Below are 16386 nucleotides of genomic sequence, written 5' to 3' on the forward strand. Positions count from 1 at the left end.
AGTAGCGGGGGGAGGCCGAGGCGTTCACGAGCGTGGTCCGGCGTGAGGCCGGAGAGGCGGGCGCCGTTTAAAGCGCGCCGCTGCCGTGGCTGACACGGACATGCTGCTCGGCACGAGGCGAGCTGTTGTCGGCCACATCCACACGGCGGGCACCGTTGAAGCGCTGGGTCCAGTAGTTGTCCGTCATGTTTTCGATGCGGATGCGTGCACCGGAACGGGGCGCGTGCACAAATTTGTCGTCACCGACGTAGATGCCGACATGGCTGAAGGCACGGCGCGTGGTCTTGAAGAACACCAGATCGCCGGGCTTGAGTTCCTCGCGGCCGATCTTGGTCGTGGCCGCGGCCTGCTCTTCGGAGCGGCGGGGCAGCATGGCGCCGAGCGCTTCGTGATAGACGGCCTTGACGAAACCGCTGCAGTCGAAACCGCCGGCCTCGACGCTGTTGCCGCCGTATTTGTAGGGCACGCCGATGTGGCTGATGGCATCGACCACGAGGGTGGCGAACTGGTCTGCCAGGCGGGATGCGGTCGAGACGGTCTGCTGGGCTTCGAAGGAGGCCGCTGCGGCCGAGACGGATCCCTTGGCTTGCTGCGTCGACAGCCAGGACGTCATTTCGTCGACCATGGGATCGCGTGTGGAGCCGGCTGCAGCCGTTTCGGCTTCGGGAGCCAGCGCCGTTTCAGGCAGGCCGGCACCGCGTTGGCCGATGCCCTTGCTGACCAGCAGATCGTCGAGTGCACTGCGCGTATGGCCTGTTGTCTGACTTTGGCCGCTCAGCGCATGGCTCTTGCTGTAGTCGACCGGCTTGCGTGCGTTGCCGTTTTGCAGGGGATCTGCATGAACCTGTGCACAGAGGAGAAAGCCGGTAAGAACAAGCAAATGACGCATAGAGGGGAAATTGGTCACATGTCAGACAAGGGCGGAAGTAGATGCCGGTGAGGCCGAGGCGCAGTTTATCGTCCAAACGATTGATCCTTCATGCTTTTTTTGCAGTTGAATCTTTTTTTTACAAGATTGCTGCCTATCCGGCAGTCGAAAATCCTTCAAAACCACGCCCATTGCACCCAACCGAGGGCATCTCGGGTGACAATTCAAAGCAAAACCTATGCCCGTGCGGGCTCTGCTCCTTGGCAGATGCAGCATGTGCGCACTGTGGAGATTGCAAACATGCTTTTAGACGACAGCGAGAGCCAGCTGGTGCTGGTGGATTACCAAGAAAAACTCATGCCGGCCATCTTCGATGGCCCGGCCGTGCTGGCCAACGCCCTGCGCCTGGCCCAGGCGGCGCAGATCCTCGACGTGCCGGTCTGGGGCACGGAACAGAACCCGTCGAAGCTGGGGCCATTCCCGGCCGACCTGCGCCAGGCCTGTGGCACCGTGCTGCCCAAGATGCTGTTCAGCGCAGCCGAAGAAGGCCTGATCGAAGCCCTGCGGCCGCCGGCGCCGGTTCGGACCGGCGGCAATGCACGCAGCTTGCCCAAGCATCTGCAGAAACCCCAGCAGGCCGCACCCGCCGGGCGGGGCAGTATCGTGCTGGCCGGCTGCGAGGCTCACATCTGCCTGCTGCAGACGGCGCTTGAGCTGGTCGAGGACGAATTCGACGTGTGGGTGGTGACGGATGCCTGCGGCTCGCGCACCGAGCGCAACCGCGACGCTGCGTTCGATCGCCTGGCCGGTGCGGGCGTGGAGCTGGTCACCACCGAAATGGTGATCTTCGAGTGGCTGCGCAGTGCCGAGCACCCGGACTTCAAGGCCTTGCAAGCCCTCATCAAATAAACCGGCCTGCACCGGTGGCCGGCCTCAGCCCGTCATGGCCGCCTGGCCGAGCTGAATCACCGCCATGGCATACGAGCTGCTCCAGTTGTAGCGCGTGATGGCGTAGAAGTTGTCCGTGCCCAGGTAGTAGGTCGAGCGATCGGTGCCGTTCTTGAGCTCGATCAGCGCCAGCGGACCGGGATAGGCCGCGGCCTGGGGCGACAAGGTCAGGCCCAGCCGCTGCAGGTCTGCGGCGGTGAAGGTGGGTTTGATGTCGGGCTCCAGCAGCGTGGCCAGATCGGCGCGACTCTCGTCCACCTGCACCTCGAAGTGGGTCGGCATGCCCGGCGTCCACTGGTGTGCGATGAAGTAGTTGGCCACCGAACCGATGGCGTCGGCCGTGCTGCCGAAAAGATCGACCTGGCCGTCGCCGTCGAAGTCGATGGCCAGCCGGGCCCAGTTGCTCGGCATGAACTGAGGCAGGCCCATGGCCCCGGCGTAACTGCCCATATACGACTGCACGGGTTTGCGCTGGCGAAAACTCAATGCCAAGAAGGCGGCCAGTTCGGCCTTGAAATACGCATTGCGCGCCTGTGCACGGGGGTGGGCGCGGGGAAAGTCAAAAGACAGCGTGCTCAGGGAGTCGATGACCCGCAGGTTGCCCATCTGCTGACCATAGATGGTCTCGACGCCCAGGATGCCCGTGATGATGTCGACGGGCACCCCGAATTGGTCTTGTGCCCGTTGCAGGGTGCGGATCTCGTTGTCGAGAAAACGCTGCGCTGCCCTGATGCGGATGGGCTCGACGAACCGGCGCCGGTAAGCTGCCCAGTTGCGTGCGGCCGGATGAGGAGACGGCACCATCAGGGGCGGCACACGGGGCAGGAAACGGGCCTGTGCGATCGCATCGGCCACCCAATCGGGCGGCAGGAAGTGCTGTTCGGCGATCTCGAGGGCGTAGGCCATGGCCTCCGGGCGTTGGCCGTAGAGGGCGGCGCTGCTGGCCGTCTGCGACCAGGCCGGGTGGGCGATGGCCGTGCCGGCGCCTGCAAGGGCCATCTGGCCCAGGCGGGTCAAGGCGCGGCGCCTGTCCGGGGCAGCGATCGAGGAGCGGTCATGGCCGTGGGCGGCCGGCAGGGAGTCGTCGGTTCGTGGAGCCATGTTCACAGCATACAGGGGACGAAGCGGCGTTCTTGCCAGAGCGGGAGCCTGGTTTTCGAGGGGTTGCACCGCCGAAGGCCCCATGCCTGTGCAGGGTGACGTGTTGATGCAAATTGATACATATATTCACGCTGCTTGACATGCAACGCATTCGCACTTGACTGCGCCCGCTTACAGTGCGAGCTTGTTTTCAACGCGCCGATCGCTGCTGGAGTCGCCAGTGGCGTCCGTATCGTCGCGGCATGTGCTGCATCCCATGGGTAAACACGCCATCACGCTGAGCCGGTTCGTCGGGGCCATTCCAATCCTCGGTTTTTTTGTCCGCACCTCTCGCATGCTGTCGCGTTTCGATCGCTTCGAGCGTCAACAACTGCCGCGTGCACTGGCGGGTTTGTCCGATCTGGGCAGCCAGCAACTGGCCTCGACCCAGGAGGTTCGGCAGTTACGGCACGAGTTCGATGTCTGGCGCCAGGTCCATGCGCTCTGTCTCTCGGGCCAGGCGAACGCCGGGACGGTGCCGGCATCCGGTCTTCGTCTCCCGGAAGCCGGTCCGGATACGGCACAGGTCGTCGTGCTGCGGGATGCTGCCAAATTTGCCCAGGCCTTGAGAGGTGCCGTCGGGGTGAGTGTCGGATTGCCCCACGATCCGGCCCAGCCCGGCACGCTGGCCGTATCGGACAACGCTTGCGATCCGGTCGACATCGTCGCCCCGATGGGGGCTTGGCCGTTCGCCCCCGGTTCGGTGGCATGCATATCACTGGGGCCGACGGTGCGGGAGTTATATCCTGATCAGGAAATTTCACTTAAAGTCTTGCCCTACTTGCGAACCTTGCTGGGGCAGGATGGTCTGTTGCGCGTGATGATTCCCGTTTCGGAGACGGGCACGGCGGTTTTGGCGAGTCATCCGTGGCAGCGTTTGCTGAAGGGAGCCGGTTTCACTCGGATCGAGCGTATGCCGCCGGACGGCGGTTGGCTGCTGGCGTGGCGAGGGGTGGACGCAGTGATCGGCTGATTGCAGCTGCACCTGCTATCGTCCTTTAAACAGGGGCCGCTGGGCTCGTTCGAATGTGGAATTGGATTGGATGATGAATACGTTGACCCAGCCCGGCCTGGATGTGCTGTTGCCTCGGGCCAGCCGACCGGCGGACACGACCTCGACACCGGCTCGCCATGCGCTCGACCTGCTGGATCGGGTGAATGGCGGCTCGGCGTCGCGTCAGGCTGCGCGCACCGTCGTGCTGGTCTCGCGTGACTACCCCCCGTGCCATACCGGGGGCATCGCGACGTTTGTCCATGCCCTGGCTCATGCATTGCATGCACTGGGCCACAGCGTGCATGTGGTGGCACTTTCGGATTCGGAGCGGCCCGAACAACTGGACGACCACGGCGTGCAGGTCCATCGGGTCGCCGAGCGGGCCGTGCGCCGGCCGCTGGGGGCCGTCCGGCTGCGCGTGCCTCGGCGCATCTGGCGCTGGTCGGCTTCGGCTTTTGCCAAGGTGGCCGAGCTGGACCGCATCCATGCCGTCGACCTCGTCGAGGCGCCGATCTGGACTTGCGAAGGCATCGCCTTTCTGCTCGACCGGCGCTGGCCGCTGGTCACCAGCCTGCACACCACGCTGCACACCTGGATGGAAAGCAATCCGCGCAAGTCGAAGGCCTGGCTCTGGCAGTACGCCTACGGCCGGCCCATGCTGGCGCTGGAGCGCCTGCTGATGACGCAGGCCGACGGCGTCCGGGCCAACAGCCAGGCCATCATCCGAGAGATCGAGCGAGCCTACGACATGGCCTTCGACCCGCTCGTCACCCACGTCGTGCCTCATGGATTGTTGCCGGTAGAGGTGCCGGCGCCTGCTGCTCGCACCGACGAAAAGCGCATCGAGCTGCTGTTCGTCGGCCGGCTGGAGGAACGCAAGGGCATTGCCGTGCTGCTGCGGGCACTGCCCGGACTGATGGCGCGCTGGCCGGGGCTTCATGTCAACATCCTGGGCGATACCCACATCCGCAATGCCGAGGGCCGCTACGAGATGGACGAATTCCAGGCGCGTCACCATGATCAGTCCTGGTTGTCGCGTGTGGTTTTCGAAGGGCGGGTGGACGACGCGCGATTGCTGCAGGCCTATGCCGACTGCGATCTGTTCGTGGGGCCCAGCCTGTTCGAGTCGTTCGGCCTGGTGTTCGTGGAGGCCATGCGGCAGGGCAAGCCGGTGATCGCCTGCGACGCCGGCGGCATGCCCGAAGTCGTGCAGCAGGGGGTGACCGGTCTGCTGGTGCCTCCCGGCGATGCCGACAGCCTGGAGGCGGCCATCGAGCGCCTGCTCGGCGACGCGTGGCTGCGGCGCACGCTCGGAGAGGCGGGCCTCGATGCCTACCGGCAGCGATTCAGCGCGAGCCGGATGGCTGCCGGCAGCCTGCCGCTGTACGACGCAGCCCGGCAGGCACACCGTCGGGCGGCGGAGCGGGCCTGATGCGCATCAGCTATCTCAGCGCGGTGTGCAAGCGCTACGACGCCATCTCGAACGCGGTCAGCCAGGAGATGCGCTGGCTGGCGCAGCGGCCCGGCCACGAGGTCATGCTGTTCACCCAGAGCTGCAACCAGCCGGGTGTGCCTTTTACCCGGATACGCCAGGTAGGCGATCTGCTGATGCACCCGTTTTTCCAGACCAGCGATCTGGTGGTCTGCCATTACGGCATCTATTTCGAGCTGTGCGATGCCTTGCTGGCCGCACCGGCTTCGGCCCGTCTCATGGCCGTGTTCCACAACATCACGCCCAAGGCGTTCGTCGCGGCCCAGAACCACGCGTTGATCGACCGATCCTTCCGGCAGTTGGCCAATCTGGCGCGGGTCGATCGGGTGATCTGCGTCAGCGAGACCAATCTGACGGTGCTGCGCGAGGCCGGTATCCAGACCTCGGCCGGCGTACTGCCGCTGACGGTGCCGGGCACGTGGCAGGCACCGCCGGCCAAGCCCAGTCATCGGGGCGGGCCGGTGCGGCTGCTGTTCGTGGGGCGCTTTGTCCGCTCCAAGGGACTGCCCGACCTCTTCCAGGCGCTGCGCCTCCTGCTCGAGTCGGGGTCGGATCTGCCGGCCCTGCATCTGTCTCTGGTCGGCAATCCGGCCTTTTCGGACCCTGAACTGGTGGCCTGGATGGAGCAGCAGATCGCCGAGCTGCCGATGCGGTATCCGGGGCGCATCACCCTGTCCGTGCACTACGGCATCGACGACGTGGCCAAACGCCAGTTGCTCGCCGAGGCCGATGTGTTTGTGCTGCCGACCTACCACGAGGGCTTCTGCGTGCCGATCGTCGAAGCGATCGCCAGCGGTTGCCGGGTGATCGCCTACGACAACTCCAACGTGCCCGCCATCAGCCGTGGCCTGTCCGAGCTGGTGCCGACCGGCGCGGTCGCATCCTATGCGCAGCGGCTGGGCGCGGTGATCCGCCGTCTGCAGGACGACACGGCGCATGTCCGCTATGCCGCTTACCGGCAGCAGGCGGCCGACTACGTGGCATGTTTTTCAGAGCCCGAGGTGCGGCGGGGTTTTCTGGCCGAGGTCGACGCCGTGATGGCGTCGCAGATCGAAGCCGAACCGGCCTGAGCGCAGGGACTAGCGTGCGCCGTGCCCGCGCGCCCGGCGTGTGCGTTCGAGCCAGTAGGCCAGGCGCAGCGCGCGCCACGGCCAGCCTGTGGCCAGCAGACGCCACGGCAGTTGGCGTGGCTGGCGGCCCAACGGCACCAGTGCGCGGTCGAAGGCCGACCGCAGAGGCTGCAACTGGTCGGCGATGTGCCGTGCGTGCAGCGGCTGCCGGCCGACGCTGCGCGCCGCACCGATGAAACTTCGGGCCAGGAAACGGGAGAGCCCGCCGCCCGCATTGGCCTTCGAACCCAGGGCCTCGACCGCCGCCGAGCTGATTTCAGGCCAGCAGACGGCCAGATCGTGCAGCTTGGCCGTCGACAAGGTCGAGAGGATGCTGCCCGCGCGCTGGCGGTAACCGACCCAGACCGAAGGAGCATACCAGGCGGATTCGGCCTTGAGGGCCAGCCGGGGCGTGGTCGCCATGTCTTCGTAATAGCGGCCTTCGGGGAAACGGATGTCGTCGCCATACACGCGACGGCGTGCGATCTTGCTCCAGCTGTGCAACTGGCCCGTGAGCAGCAGGCCGTCGAGAATCCGGTGGCGCGAGGTCAGCAGCTGTTCTGCCGGACCGGCGAAGGTGGTGCGGTGCAGTTCGCCGCGCCAGACATGTTTGCGGGACATGCGCTCCCGCACCACCCTGAAATCGCACATCACCAGATCCGGCGAATGGCGGTCGGCGATGGCCTTGAGGCCGGCAATGGCGCCCGGCATGAGCAGGTCGTCGGAGTCGAGGAACCAGATGTAGTCGCCGCGCGCACGGTCGAGCAGGGTGTTGCGTGCCGCGCTCAGTCCGCGGTTGCGGTCGTGGGCGCAGGCCTGCAGTGCGCTGTGCCGTGCGCACAGGGTCTGCAGCAGACGGGCCGAGCCGTCGGTGGACACGTCGTCGACGGCCAGCACTTCGACAGGCCCTGCTGCAGGGTCCAGTTGGCTCATCACCGATTCGATGCAGGCCGTCAGGTAGTCTTCGACGTTGTAGACGGGGATCAGGATGCTGAGCCATGGCCTGGCGTCGCTTGCCGAAGACGGACGAGCGGTTTCAGGGGACGCGGCAAGCGCTTGCTGTGAAGTCGGCATTATCGGGCTGCGGGGTGCAACAGGCGCTCGAAAGCGTCTTCGTAACGTTGGGTCATGAGCGGCAGGCCGTGGCGTTCGAGCGCATGCCGGCGGGCCTGTTGCGCAGCGCGCGCGGCGGCCTCCGGGTGCTCGACGATGCGCTGCAGGCTGTCGGCCAGGGCCTGCGGCGAGGACTCGGGCACCAGGTCGCCGTCCAGCCCGGGGCTGATCAGTTCGCGCACGCCGACGACGTCGCTGGCGACCGGCATGCAGCCTGCGGCCATGCCTTCGACCAGCGACAGCGGCATGCCTTCGTAATGCGTCGACAGCACGCAGATCCGATGGTCCATCAGCAGTCCGGGCACATCGGGGCAGTGCCCCAAGAATGTGACCCGGTCTTCGAGGTCCAGCGACCTGGCCAGCGCCATCGCGGCTTCGCGGTGGCTCGATTTGCCGCCGCCGGCGAAGGTCACCGGCAGGTGGATGCCGCGCTGCTTGAGCAGGGCCACGGCGTGCAGCAGGGTGGCGTGATCTTTCTGGCGGGCAAAGCGTGCCGCCATGACGGCGGCTTGGCGGCGCTCGGCCCAGGGATGCCGGTCGGCCGGGTCGAACCGTTCCAGCCGGATGCCGTTGGGGATGGCCACGGTTCGGTCGGCCGGGAAACCGCGGTCGAGCAGGGCGCTGCGCACGCCTTCCGAGCAACCGACGATGAGATCGGTGCGGGCCGCCAGCCAGCGCGACTGGGCCAGGCGCCAGCGCGTGTAGCGTTCCCGCGAGTTGTGCTCGACGTGAACGAGGTGGGGCACACCGGCCAGCAGACCCGCCAACCGGCCCCAGATGTGGTCGCTGAAACCATGCGCCACCAGGATGTCGGGCCGAAAGCGTCGGCACAGGCGCACCAGTTCCCAGAGGGTGGCCGCGTGCGACCAGCCGGGCACGACGTGCAGCGGCACGCCGCGCGCGCGCAGCGCGTCGACCCGATCCTGTGGCGTCTGCCGCTTGCGCCGCAGGACCAGCAGGGGCTCGAAGCGGCCGCTGGCCAGGTGGGCCTCGACCAGATCGAGTGCGACTTGCGTGGCGCCGGAGAACCCGCCCGTCACGAAGTGCAGAACACGCGGGCGGCGGGTGTTTTTGGAGGGGGCGGCTGGGGAGACGGAAGGGGGCATGGTCGGCAGCATGGAGCAGGATGGGAGTCTAGCGCCAGTTGGCGCGAGCGCCGTGCTGCGTGGTAAGCTGATTCGAAGCAGCGGGGCACCGAGAGAGCGGCACGGGACGGATCGCGTACGGACTGAACCGGCCACGGAACCAGCCACGCCAGACACGGCACACAGACCGGAGACGACACCCCTATGGGCGGCACAGGCTATTACACGCATCGGGATTGCTGGAAACACGAGATGGGCGCCGGACACCCCGAATGTCCGCAGCGCCTGGATGTGATCGAGGATCGCCTGCTGCTGTCGGGTGTGGCCGATGCGCTCGACAAGCGCGACGCGCCGCTCGCCTCGCGCGCCGATCTGCTGCTGGCACACGACGGCCATTACCTCGACAGCCTGCGCGGCATGAGCGATCGCTTGCTCGAGGATTACGCCGCCGGCGGTCCGGCACATGCCGCGATCGATCCCGACACCTCGCTGGGCCTGCACAGCTGGCAGGCGGCCTTGCGTGCCAGCGGGGCGGCCCTGGCGGCCACCGACGCGGTGATCGCCGGTGATCTCGCCAACGCCTTCTGCGCGGTACGCCCGCCCGGCCATCATGCCGAACGGGCCAAGTCCATGGGTTTCTGTTTTTTCAACCATGTGGCGATCGCCGCGCGTTATGCGCTGGACCGGCACGGCCTGCGCCGGGTGGCCATCGTCGATTTCGATGTGCACCATGGCAACGGCACGGAAAACATCCTGGCCGGCGACGACCGTGTGCTGATGGCCAGTTTTTTCCAGCACCCTTTCTACCCCTTCAGCGGGACGGCGGCGCCGGCCGGCAACATGCTCAACCTGCCGGTGCCGGCCTACACCCGTGGCCTGGAGATCCGCGATCTCGTCGAGACGCACTGGACGCCGCGCATGGATGCCTTTGCGCCCGAGCTGATTCTGGTGAGTGCCGGTTTCGACGCGCACCGCGAGGACGACATGGGCCAGTTGGGGCTGACCGACCAGGATTTCGTCTGGCTCAGCCAGTGGGTGATGGACATGGCACGCCGCCATGCACGCGGACGTGTCGTTTCGGTGCTCGAGGGCGGTTACGCGCTCGATGCCCTGGCGCGCTGCGTCGAAGGGCATGTGCGGGTGCTCGCGGGCCTGTCCTGAGCTGCACGCGCCGCCCGGCCGGTGGCCCGCGGCTGCGTCAGAGAGCCGACCCGGCAGTTTGTCTTTTATAGTGCGCGCTCTGCCGGTGCCTTCGGACCGGGTTGCGGAATCTGCCGCAGCCCGTGTCCCGGACGCCATCGATCGACCGACTGTTTTTTTCTCCGCCATGCCCGAGCGCTTTTCGACCCTGATCGCTGACTTTGCCGCCGTGACCCTCTGGTACCGGCTGCTGGCCGTGGCTGTTGCCCTGGCCCTGGCCTACCTGCTCACGGCGCGCTTGCGCCGACGCTTTCCGACGGCCCGCGTGCTGTTCGGCGAGCGCACGCACGACGGCGTGTTTTTCCCCATAGCGGCGCTGGCGCTGGCCGAGGTGGCTCGCCAGTGGCTGGACCGCAACGGACCGACCCCGGTTTTCCAGATGGTCATTGCCGCGCTGTTCGCGCTGGCGGTCATCCGGGTGATCGCGCGGGTGCTGGCGGCGGCTTTCCCGGCCTCGGCCTGGGTGCGTGTGGTCGAGCGCACGGTGTCGTGGGTGGCCTGGCTGGGCTGGGTGTTGTGGATCACCGGTTTCCTGCCCGACCTGCTGGAGTGGATGGAACGCGTCACCTGGAGTTTCGGCAAGGGCACCATGTCGCTGCGTACCCTGATGGACGGCCTGCTGTCGGTGTCCGTGGTGCTGGTGCTCACGCTGTGGCTGTCGTCGGTGATCGAGACCTATCTGCTGAAGAACTCGCGCGACACACGCAGCCTGTCGGGCCGCAAGATCGCGGCCAACTCGGTGCGCGTGCTGCTGCTGTTCGTCGGGTTCATCGTGGCCCTGAGCTCGGTCGGCATCGACCTGTCGTCGCTCACCATCCTCGGCAGTGCGGTCGGCGTGGGCATCGGCTTCGGTTTGCAGAAGCTGGCCTCGAATTACGTCAGCGGGTTCGTGATCCTGGCCGAGCGCTCGGTGCGCATCGGCGACGTGGTCCGGGTCGACGGTTTCCAGGGCAAGGTCACGGACATCAACACCCGTTACACCGTGCTCAACGACGGCGGCCGCGAGGCGCTGGTGCCCAACGACACCTTCATCAGCAGCCGGGTCGAGAACCTGACCATGGCCGACGAGCGCATCACCTTGAGCACCGTCATCGTGGTCGAGTCTGCGGCCGACCCCGAACAGACGGCGGAACTGCTGGTGCGCGCAGCCTCGAGCTGCCCTCGCGTGCTGGCCATTCCGGCGCCTTCGGCCTATCTCTCCAATTTCACCCCCGACGGGCTGGAGTTCACCGTCTCGTACGTGATCGGCGATCTGCAGAACGGTCAGCTCAACGCCCGCGGCGCCGTGAACGTGGCGATCCTGCGTGCCTTGCGTGCAGCGGGCATCGCGGTCGCCTCGGCGCAGCGGGTGGTGCACTGGATCGCCGACGAGGCCCCCGGTGCCGCGTCGGGCCCGGCGGGCGCCAAGGAGGCTTCATTGCCTGCCGATCAGGAGCCGGATCGGGATCAGGCCGGCAATCCCGTCAGCAGCTCGCGCGCCAGCACGCTGGGCGGTGCGCCATAGGTCTTGCGGAACATGGCGCTGAACGCACTGGGGCTGTCGTAGCCCAGGTCGTCGGCGATGCGCGCCAGCGCCTGTCCCTTGGCCAGTCGTGCCAGCGCCTGGGCCAGCACGGCCTGCTGCCGCCACTGGCTGTAGGTGATGCCCAGTTCCTGGCGGAACAGGCGCAGGACGGTACGCGGGCTGGCCCCCACTTCGGCGGCCCAGCCCTCCAGGCTGTCGTGGCGCGTGACATCGGCCTGCAACGCCATGCACAGGGCGCGCAGCCGGCGGTCGCGCGGCAGCGGCAAACCGACCGGCAGGGCGCTGGCACGCGCCAGTTCATCGTAGAGGAGTGGCGCAATGAGCTGCTCGCGCCGCAGCACCGACGCCATCGGGGTCGAGCAGCCCTCTGTATCGGGTGTGGTGTCGAGGTCGAGAATCAGCAGGCGCAGCAGATCGCTGAGCTCGAGCACACGGCAGTTGTCCCAGCCCAGCGCCGGCGAAGCCGTCGGGCGCGCCAGGTGATCCGCCTGCATGAAGGCCGTGTCGATGCCGTAGAGCGTGTGCAGATCGGCTTCCTCGATCACGGTGATCGAATGGCGCACATTGGGCGGCACCCAAAGCGCCCGCGAGGGCGGGATGGTGTAGCTGGCATCGTCCACGGTCATGCGCGCGATGCCGTTGCTCGAGAAACTGACCTGCCACCAGGCATGGCTGTGCGCCTCGACTTCGGTGGTGGCATGCAGCACATGGCGTTTGGCACGCAGCGGGCGCTGACGGGTCGGACGGAAGAGGTGCGGCGTGAGCGGGCCGACACGCAGAGGGCGGGGCAGGGCCATGACCGGTTCCAGGGCGAGGGTTGGGCGTGATTTGGCGGATTGTCGATAGAGTTTGTCATTTTGTCGCATTTCAGACGGCGCCGGCTTGGGTAGCATCGGGCCATGAAAAATTCAACAACAAAAGACATCGCCGCGTCCGTGCCGGGCGCAGCGCCCATCCACCCCTCCGCAGACCGTCGGCAAGATGCCGGGCTGATCGCCCTGGTCGGCGTGGCGCATGCCATGAGCCACTTCACGCAGTTGCTGCTTGCGCCGCTGTTTCCGTGGCTCAAGGATGCGTTCAACGTCGGCTACGCCGAGCTCGGCTTTGTGCTGACCGTCTTTTTTGTGGTGTCGTGCATCGTCCAGGCGGCCTCGGGTTTCTGGGTCGACCGCTTCGGTCCGCGGCCCATTCTGTATGTGGGTCTCGGTCTGCTGGGCCTGGGCGCCATGGGTTACGCGATGAGCACCAGCTACGCCATGCTGCTGGCCAGTGCCGTGGTGGCGGGCGTGGGCAATGGCGTGTTCCACCCCGCCGACTACACCCTGTTCAACCGCAAGGTGGCTCCCCAGCGCCTGGGGCATGCGTACAGCGTGCACGGCATCACCGGCAGTCTGGGCTGGGCGCTGGCACCTGCGTTCGTGGTGCCGCTGGCGCTGGCCTTCTCGTGGCAGGTAGCGCTGGCAGCGGCCGGTGTCCTGTCGTGGCTGGTGCTGCTGCTGGTGTGGGTGGGCCGCCGCTTTCTCGATCTGCCGGCCCTGGCCCCTGCGGCGGGCGGCACCGGCGGAGCGACACAGACTGACGACTCCAGTTTCGGTTTCCTGAAGATTCCCGCGGTGTGGATGTGTTTTGTGTTTTTTTTCTTCTACGCCACGGTACTGAGCGTGGTGCAGACCTATGCGCCCGAATCGGCGCGCCAACTGCATGCCGTGCCTGCCCAGTGGGCGGCCATCTGCCTCACCATCTACATGGTGGCCAATGCCTCGGGCATGGTGGTGGGCGGTTTCCTGGCGGCCGATCCGAATCGCTGCGAGCGCATCGTGGCCACCGGCTTCGGTGCGGCTGCAGTGGTGGCGTTGGTGGTCGGGTTGATGCCGCTGCCGGCCATGGCCGTGCCCTTGCTGTTCGGGGCCATGGGGCTGGCCAGCGGCCTGGCCGGACCGTCGCGCGACCTGATCGTCAAGCGCGCAGCGCCGCCCAACGCCACGGGGCGGGTCTATGGCGTGGTGTATTCCGGCCTGGACATCGGGCAGGCCGTGGCTCCGCTGATCTTCGGCGTGCTGATGGATCACGGCCGGCTGCACGCCATCTGGATCGGCCTGGCCGCCGTGCAACTGGTGCTCATCACCAGCGCATTCCGGGTGCGGCGTGCCCGCCGCACGGTGCTGGCCGCGGCCTGACACCGGCGTCGGCATGGGGATGGCCCGGGGCCCCGGCGGGTGTTGCCTGGCAGGCCCTGCACGCCGTTTGCGTGCATGTTAGGGTGTCGGGCTGATGTCTGTCATTCATAGCATTCATAGATAAAGGACGATGCCCGTGGCCGATCTTTCCGCCTTCCCCATCACCGCCAAATGGCCTGCACGCCATCCCGAGCGCATTCAGCTGTACTCGCTGCCCACGCCCAACGGCGTGAAGGTCTCGATCCTGCTCGAGGAGACCGGTCTGCCTTACGAGGCCCATCGCATCGACTTCGGCAGCAACGACCAGCTGACGCCCGAGTTCATCTCGCTCAATCCCAACAACAAGATTCCGGCCATCATCGATCCGGACGGGCCGGGCGGCCAGCCGCTGGGGCTGTTCGAATCGGGTGCCATCCTGGTCTACCTGGCCGACAAGGCCGGACGCTTCAACGGGCGCGATGCGGCCGAGCGTTACCAGGTGCTGCAGTGGCTGATGTTCCAGATGGGCGGTGTCGGCCCCATGTTCGGGCAACTGGGTTTCTTCCACAAATTTGCCGGCAAGGATTTCGAGGACAAGCGGCCGCGCGACCGCTATGTCGCCGAGTCGCGGCGCCTGCTCGGTGTGCTGGATCGCCATCTGGCCGATCGCGAATGGCTGGTGGGCGATCAGTACTCGATCGCCGACATCGCCGTCTTTCCCTGGGTGCGCAACCTGGCGGGCTTCTATGAAGCCGGATCGCTCGTCGGCTTCGACGACTTCAAGGCCGTGCAGCGCGTGCTGGCCGCCTTCGTGGCGCGCCCCGCGGTGGCGCGTGGCCTGCAGATCCCGGCCAGTTGATGGCCGGGCTGCGCCGCACGGGGTGTTCAGTGTTCAGAATCTGAACACACCGGTGTGCCAGGAGTGACCGTGGCACACCGGTGGCCCTGTCCGCCGCGGCCATCGCATTGCCGCGCAGCGCGTCTGGCGGGCCGCTGCGGGCAGGCCCTGGGGGAAACACCGAGACCGGTGTAGCCCATTGATTCCATGAGGAAAATTCTTCTTTCGCCGGTGCCGGGATGGCCCTGGCTGCGGTGCTGCCTCGTTCTGGTATGCCCTTTGCGCTTGGATGGCTGTACGGCCGGTCGGATGGCCGCCGTGCACGGGACAACCCGCTCATCCAAACCAGAAGGAGACCAGCATGGACATGGCAGAGATCGCCAACCTCGGTGTGGCCAACCCCTATAAAAAACAATACGGCAACTACATCGGGGGCCAATGGGTGCCACCGGCCGACGGCCAGTATTTCGAGAACATCACGCCGATCACCGGCCAGGTGTTCACCTCCATTCCCCGTTCGAACGAGAAGGACGTCAACGCCGCGCTCGATGCCGCACACAAGGCCAAGACCGCCTGGGGCAACACCTCGCCGACCGAGCGGGCCAACATCCTCAACCGCATCGCCGACCGCATCGAAGCCAATCTGCTGACGCTGGCGGTGGCCGAGACCCTGGACAACGGCAAGCCCCTGCGCGAGACCACGGCTGCCGATCTGCCGCTGGCCGTCGATCATTTCCGCTACTTCGCCGGCGCGATCCGGGCGCAGGAGGGCGGCGTCAGCGAAATCGACAAGGACACCTATGCCTACCATTTCCACGAACCGCTGGGCGTGGTCGGGCAGATCATTCCGTGGAACTTCCCCATCCTGATGGCGGTGTGGAAGCTGGCGCCCGCGCTGGCCGCCGGCAATTGCGTGGTGCTCAAGCCTGCGGAGCAGACGCCGGCCTCGATCCTGGTGCTGATGGAGATCATCGGCGATCTGCTGCCGCCGGGCGTGATCAACGTGGTCAACGGGTATGGACTGGAAGCGGGCAAACCTCTGGCCTCGAGCAGCCGCATCGCCAAGATCGCCTTCACGGGCGAGACCACCACCGGCCGGCTCATCATGCAGTACGCCAGCCAGAACATCATCCCGGTCACGCTGGAGCTGGGGGGCAAGTCGCCCAATGTCTTCTTCGAGGACGTGATGGCCGCCGACGACGCCTATTTCGACAAGGCCCTCGAGGGCTTTGCGCTGTTTGCGCTCAACCAGGGCGAGGTCTGCACCTGTCCCAGCCGGGTGCTGGTGCAGGAGTCGATCTACGACGCCTTCATCGAACGCGCGCTCGAGCGGGTCGCGGCCATCAAGCAAGGCCATCCGCTGGACAAGAGCACCATGATCGGTGCGCAGGCCTCGCAAGAGCAGCTCGAAAAAATCCTGTCCTACCTCGATCTCGGTAAACAGGAGGGCGCGGAGTGCCTGATCGGCGGCGAACGCAACGTGCTGGAAGGCGACCTGGCGGGCGGCTATTACATCCAGCCGACGGTGTTCAAGGGCCATAACAAGATGCGCATCTTCCAGGAAGAGATCTTTGGCCCCGTGGTCTCGGTCACCACCTTCAAGACCGAAGAGGAAGCGCTGGAGATCGCCAACGACACGCTGTACGGCCTGGGCGCCGGGGTCTGGACACGCGACGGCAACCGCGCCTTCCGCATGGGCCGGGGCATCCAGGCCGGCCGGGTATGGACCAACTGCTACCACGCCTATCCCGCGCATGCGGCTTTCGGCGGCTACAAGGCCTCGGGCATCGGCCGCGAGAACCACAAGATGATGCTCGACCACTATCAGCAGACCAAGAACTTGCTGGTCAGCTACAGCCCGAACAAGCTCGGGTTCTTCTGAGCACGGTTCGCGCGGCGGCCGCCGGCCCGATGGGTT

General features: G+C 66.4%; 14 protein-coding genes. 9 read left to right on the plus strand and 5 right to left on the minus strand.

What is annotated here, in order from left to right; genetic code table 11:
• Positions 1 to 67: 67 nt before the first annotated feature.
• Entirely contained in the window at positions 68 to 625 is a 558-nt protein-coding gene (locus EC845_RS12290) for a C40 family peptidase (RefSeq protein WP_370451305.1), read from the minus strand.
• Positions 626 to 1168: 543 nt separating this feature from the next.
• Here EC845_RS12290 and EC845_RS12295 point away from each other — a divergent pair.
• Complete coding sequence (locus EC845_RS12295; RefSeq protein WP_123298478.1) at positions 1169 to 1777, plus strand: isochorismatase family protein; 609 nt, start codon at positions 1169 to 1171, stop codon at positions 1775 to 1777.
• A gap of 24 nt (positions 1778 to 1801) precedes the next feature.
• On the opposite strand, the gene mltB is transcribed toward EC845_RS12295, so the two are convergent.
• The gene (gene mltB / locus EC845_RS12300; RefSeq protein WP_123298381.1) at positions 1802 to 2917 is read right to left on the minus strand and encodes a lytic murein transglycosylase B; all 1116 of its coding nucleotides are present in this window, start codon (positions 2915 to 2917) and stop codon (positions 1802 to 1804) included.
• A 256-nt stretch (positions 2918 to 3173) separates the two neighbouring features.
• Between mltB and EC845_RS12305 the strand changes: the two genes are divergently transcribed.
• From EC845_RS12305 to EC845_RS12315, 3 genes are all read left to right on the plus strand, one after another.
• Positions 3174 to 3929, plus strand: a complete 756-nt coding sequence (locus EC845_RS12305) for a hypothetical protein (RefSeq protein ID WP_123298382.1) — start codon at positions 3174 to 3176, stop codon at positions 3927 to 3929.
• A 70-nt stretch (positions 3930 to 3999) separates the two neighbouring features.
• Entirely contained in the window at positions 4000 to 5382 is a 1383-nt protein-coding gene (locus tag EC845_RS12310) for a glycosyltransferase family 4 protein (protein WP_123298383.1), read from the plus strand.
• On the plus strand, positions 5382 to 6512 hold the full coding sequence (locus EC845_RS12315; protein WP_123298384.1) for a glycosyltransferase family 4 protein: 1131 nt from the start codon (positions 5382 to 5384) through the stop codon (positions 6510 to 6512). Before EC845_RS12310 ends, EC845_RS12315 begins: the two co-directional genes overlap by 1 nt.
• A 9-nt stretch (positions 6513 to 6521) precedes the next feature.
• On the opposite strand, the gene EC845_RS12320 is transcribed toward EC845_RS12315, so the two are convergent.
• Together EC845_RS12320 and EC845_RS12325 are read right to left on the minus strand one after the other, a co-directional pair.
• Positions 6522 to 7625: a glycosyltransferase family 2 protein gene (locus EC845_RS12320; RefSeq protein WP_123298385.1), complete on the minus strand. Its 1104-nt coding sequence runs from the start codon at positions 7623 to 7625 to the stop codon at positions 6522 to 6524.
• Positions 7625 to 8770 (minus strand): glycosyltransferase, encoded by a 1146-nt coding sequence (locus tag EC845_RS12325; RefSeq protein ID WP_123298479.1) that lies wholly within the window; start codon positions 8768 to 8770, stop codon positions 7625 to 7627. The genes EC845_RS12320 and EC845_RS12325 overlap by 1 nt, the downstream gene beginning before the upstream one ends.
• 183 nt (positions 8771 to 8953) lie before the next feature.
• On the opposite strand from EC845_RS12325, the gene EC845_RS12330 reads away from it, so the two are divergent.
• Complete coding sequence (locus EC845_RS12330; protein ID WP_123298386.1) at positions 8954 to 9910, plus strand: histone deacetylase family protein; 957 nt, start codon at positions 8954 to 8956, stop codon at positions 9908 to 9910.
• Between the two features lie 166 nt (positions 9911 to 10076).
• Positions 10077 to 11453: a mechanosensitive ion channel family protein gene (locus tag EC845_RS12335; protein WP_123298387.1), complete on the plus strand. Its 1377-nt coding sequence runs from the start codon at positions 10077 to 10079 to the stop codon at positions 11451 to 11453.
• Here the strand turns inward: EC845_RS12335 and EC845_RS12340 are convergent.
• Positions 11396 to 12271, minus strand: a complete 876-nt coding sequence (locus EC845_RS12340) for an AraC family transcriptional regulator (protein WP_123298388.1) — start codon at positions 12269 to 12271, stop codon at positions 11396 to 11398. The two genes, EC845_RS12335 and EC845_RS12340, sit on opposite strands and share 58 nt — an antisense overlap.
• Positions 12272 to 12373: 102 nt before the next feature.
• On the opposite strand from EC845_RS12340, the gene EC845_RS12345 reads away from it, so the two are divergent.
• The 3 genes from EC845_RS12345 to adh all read left to right on the plus strand — a co-directional run bounded on the left by EC845_RS12345 (position 12374) and on the right by adh (position 16350).
• Positions 12374 to 13651: an MFS transporter gene (locus EC845_RS12345; protein WP_123298389.1), complete on the plus strand. Its 1278-nt coding sequence runs from the start codon at positions 12374 to 12376 to the stop codon at positions 13649 to 13651.
• Between the two features lie 136 nt (positions 13652 to 13787).
• On the plus strand, positions 13788 to 14489 hold the full coding sequence (locus tag EC845_RS12350; protein ID WP_123298480.1) for a glutathione binding-like protein: 702 nt from the start codon (positions 13788 to 13790) through the stop codon (positions 14487 to 14489).
• A 340-nt stretch (positions 14490 to 14829) separates the two neighbouring features.
• A complete protein-coding gene (gene adh / locus EC845_RS12355) occupies positions 14830 to 16350 on the plus strand; it encodes an aldehyde dehydrogenase (RefSeq protein ID WP_123298390.1) in 1521 nt (506 codons plus the stop codon).
• The last annotated feature ends 36 nt before the right edge of the window (positions 16351 to 16386 follow it).

The organism is Comamonas sp. BIGb0124, assembly GCF_003752175.1.
In the GTDB taxonomy this organism is placed as follows: Bacteria; Pseudomonadota; Gammaproteobacteria; order Burkholderiales; family Burkholderiaceae_C; genus Comamonas_F.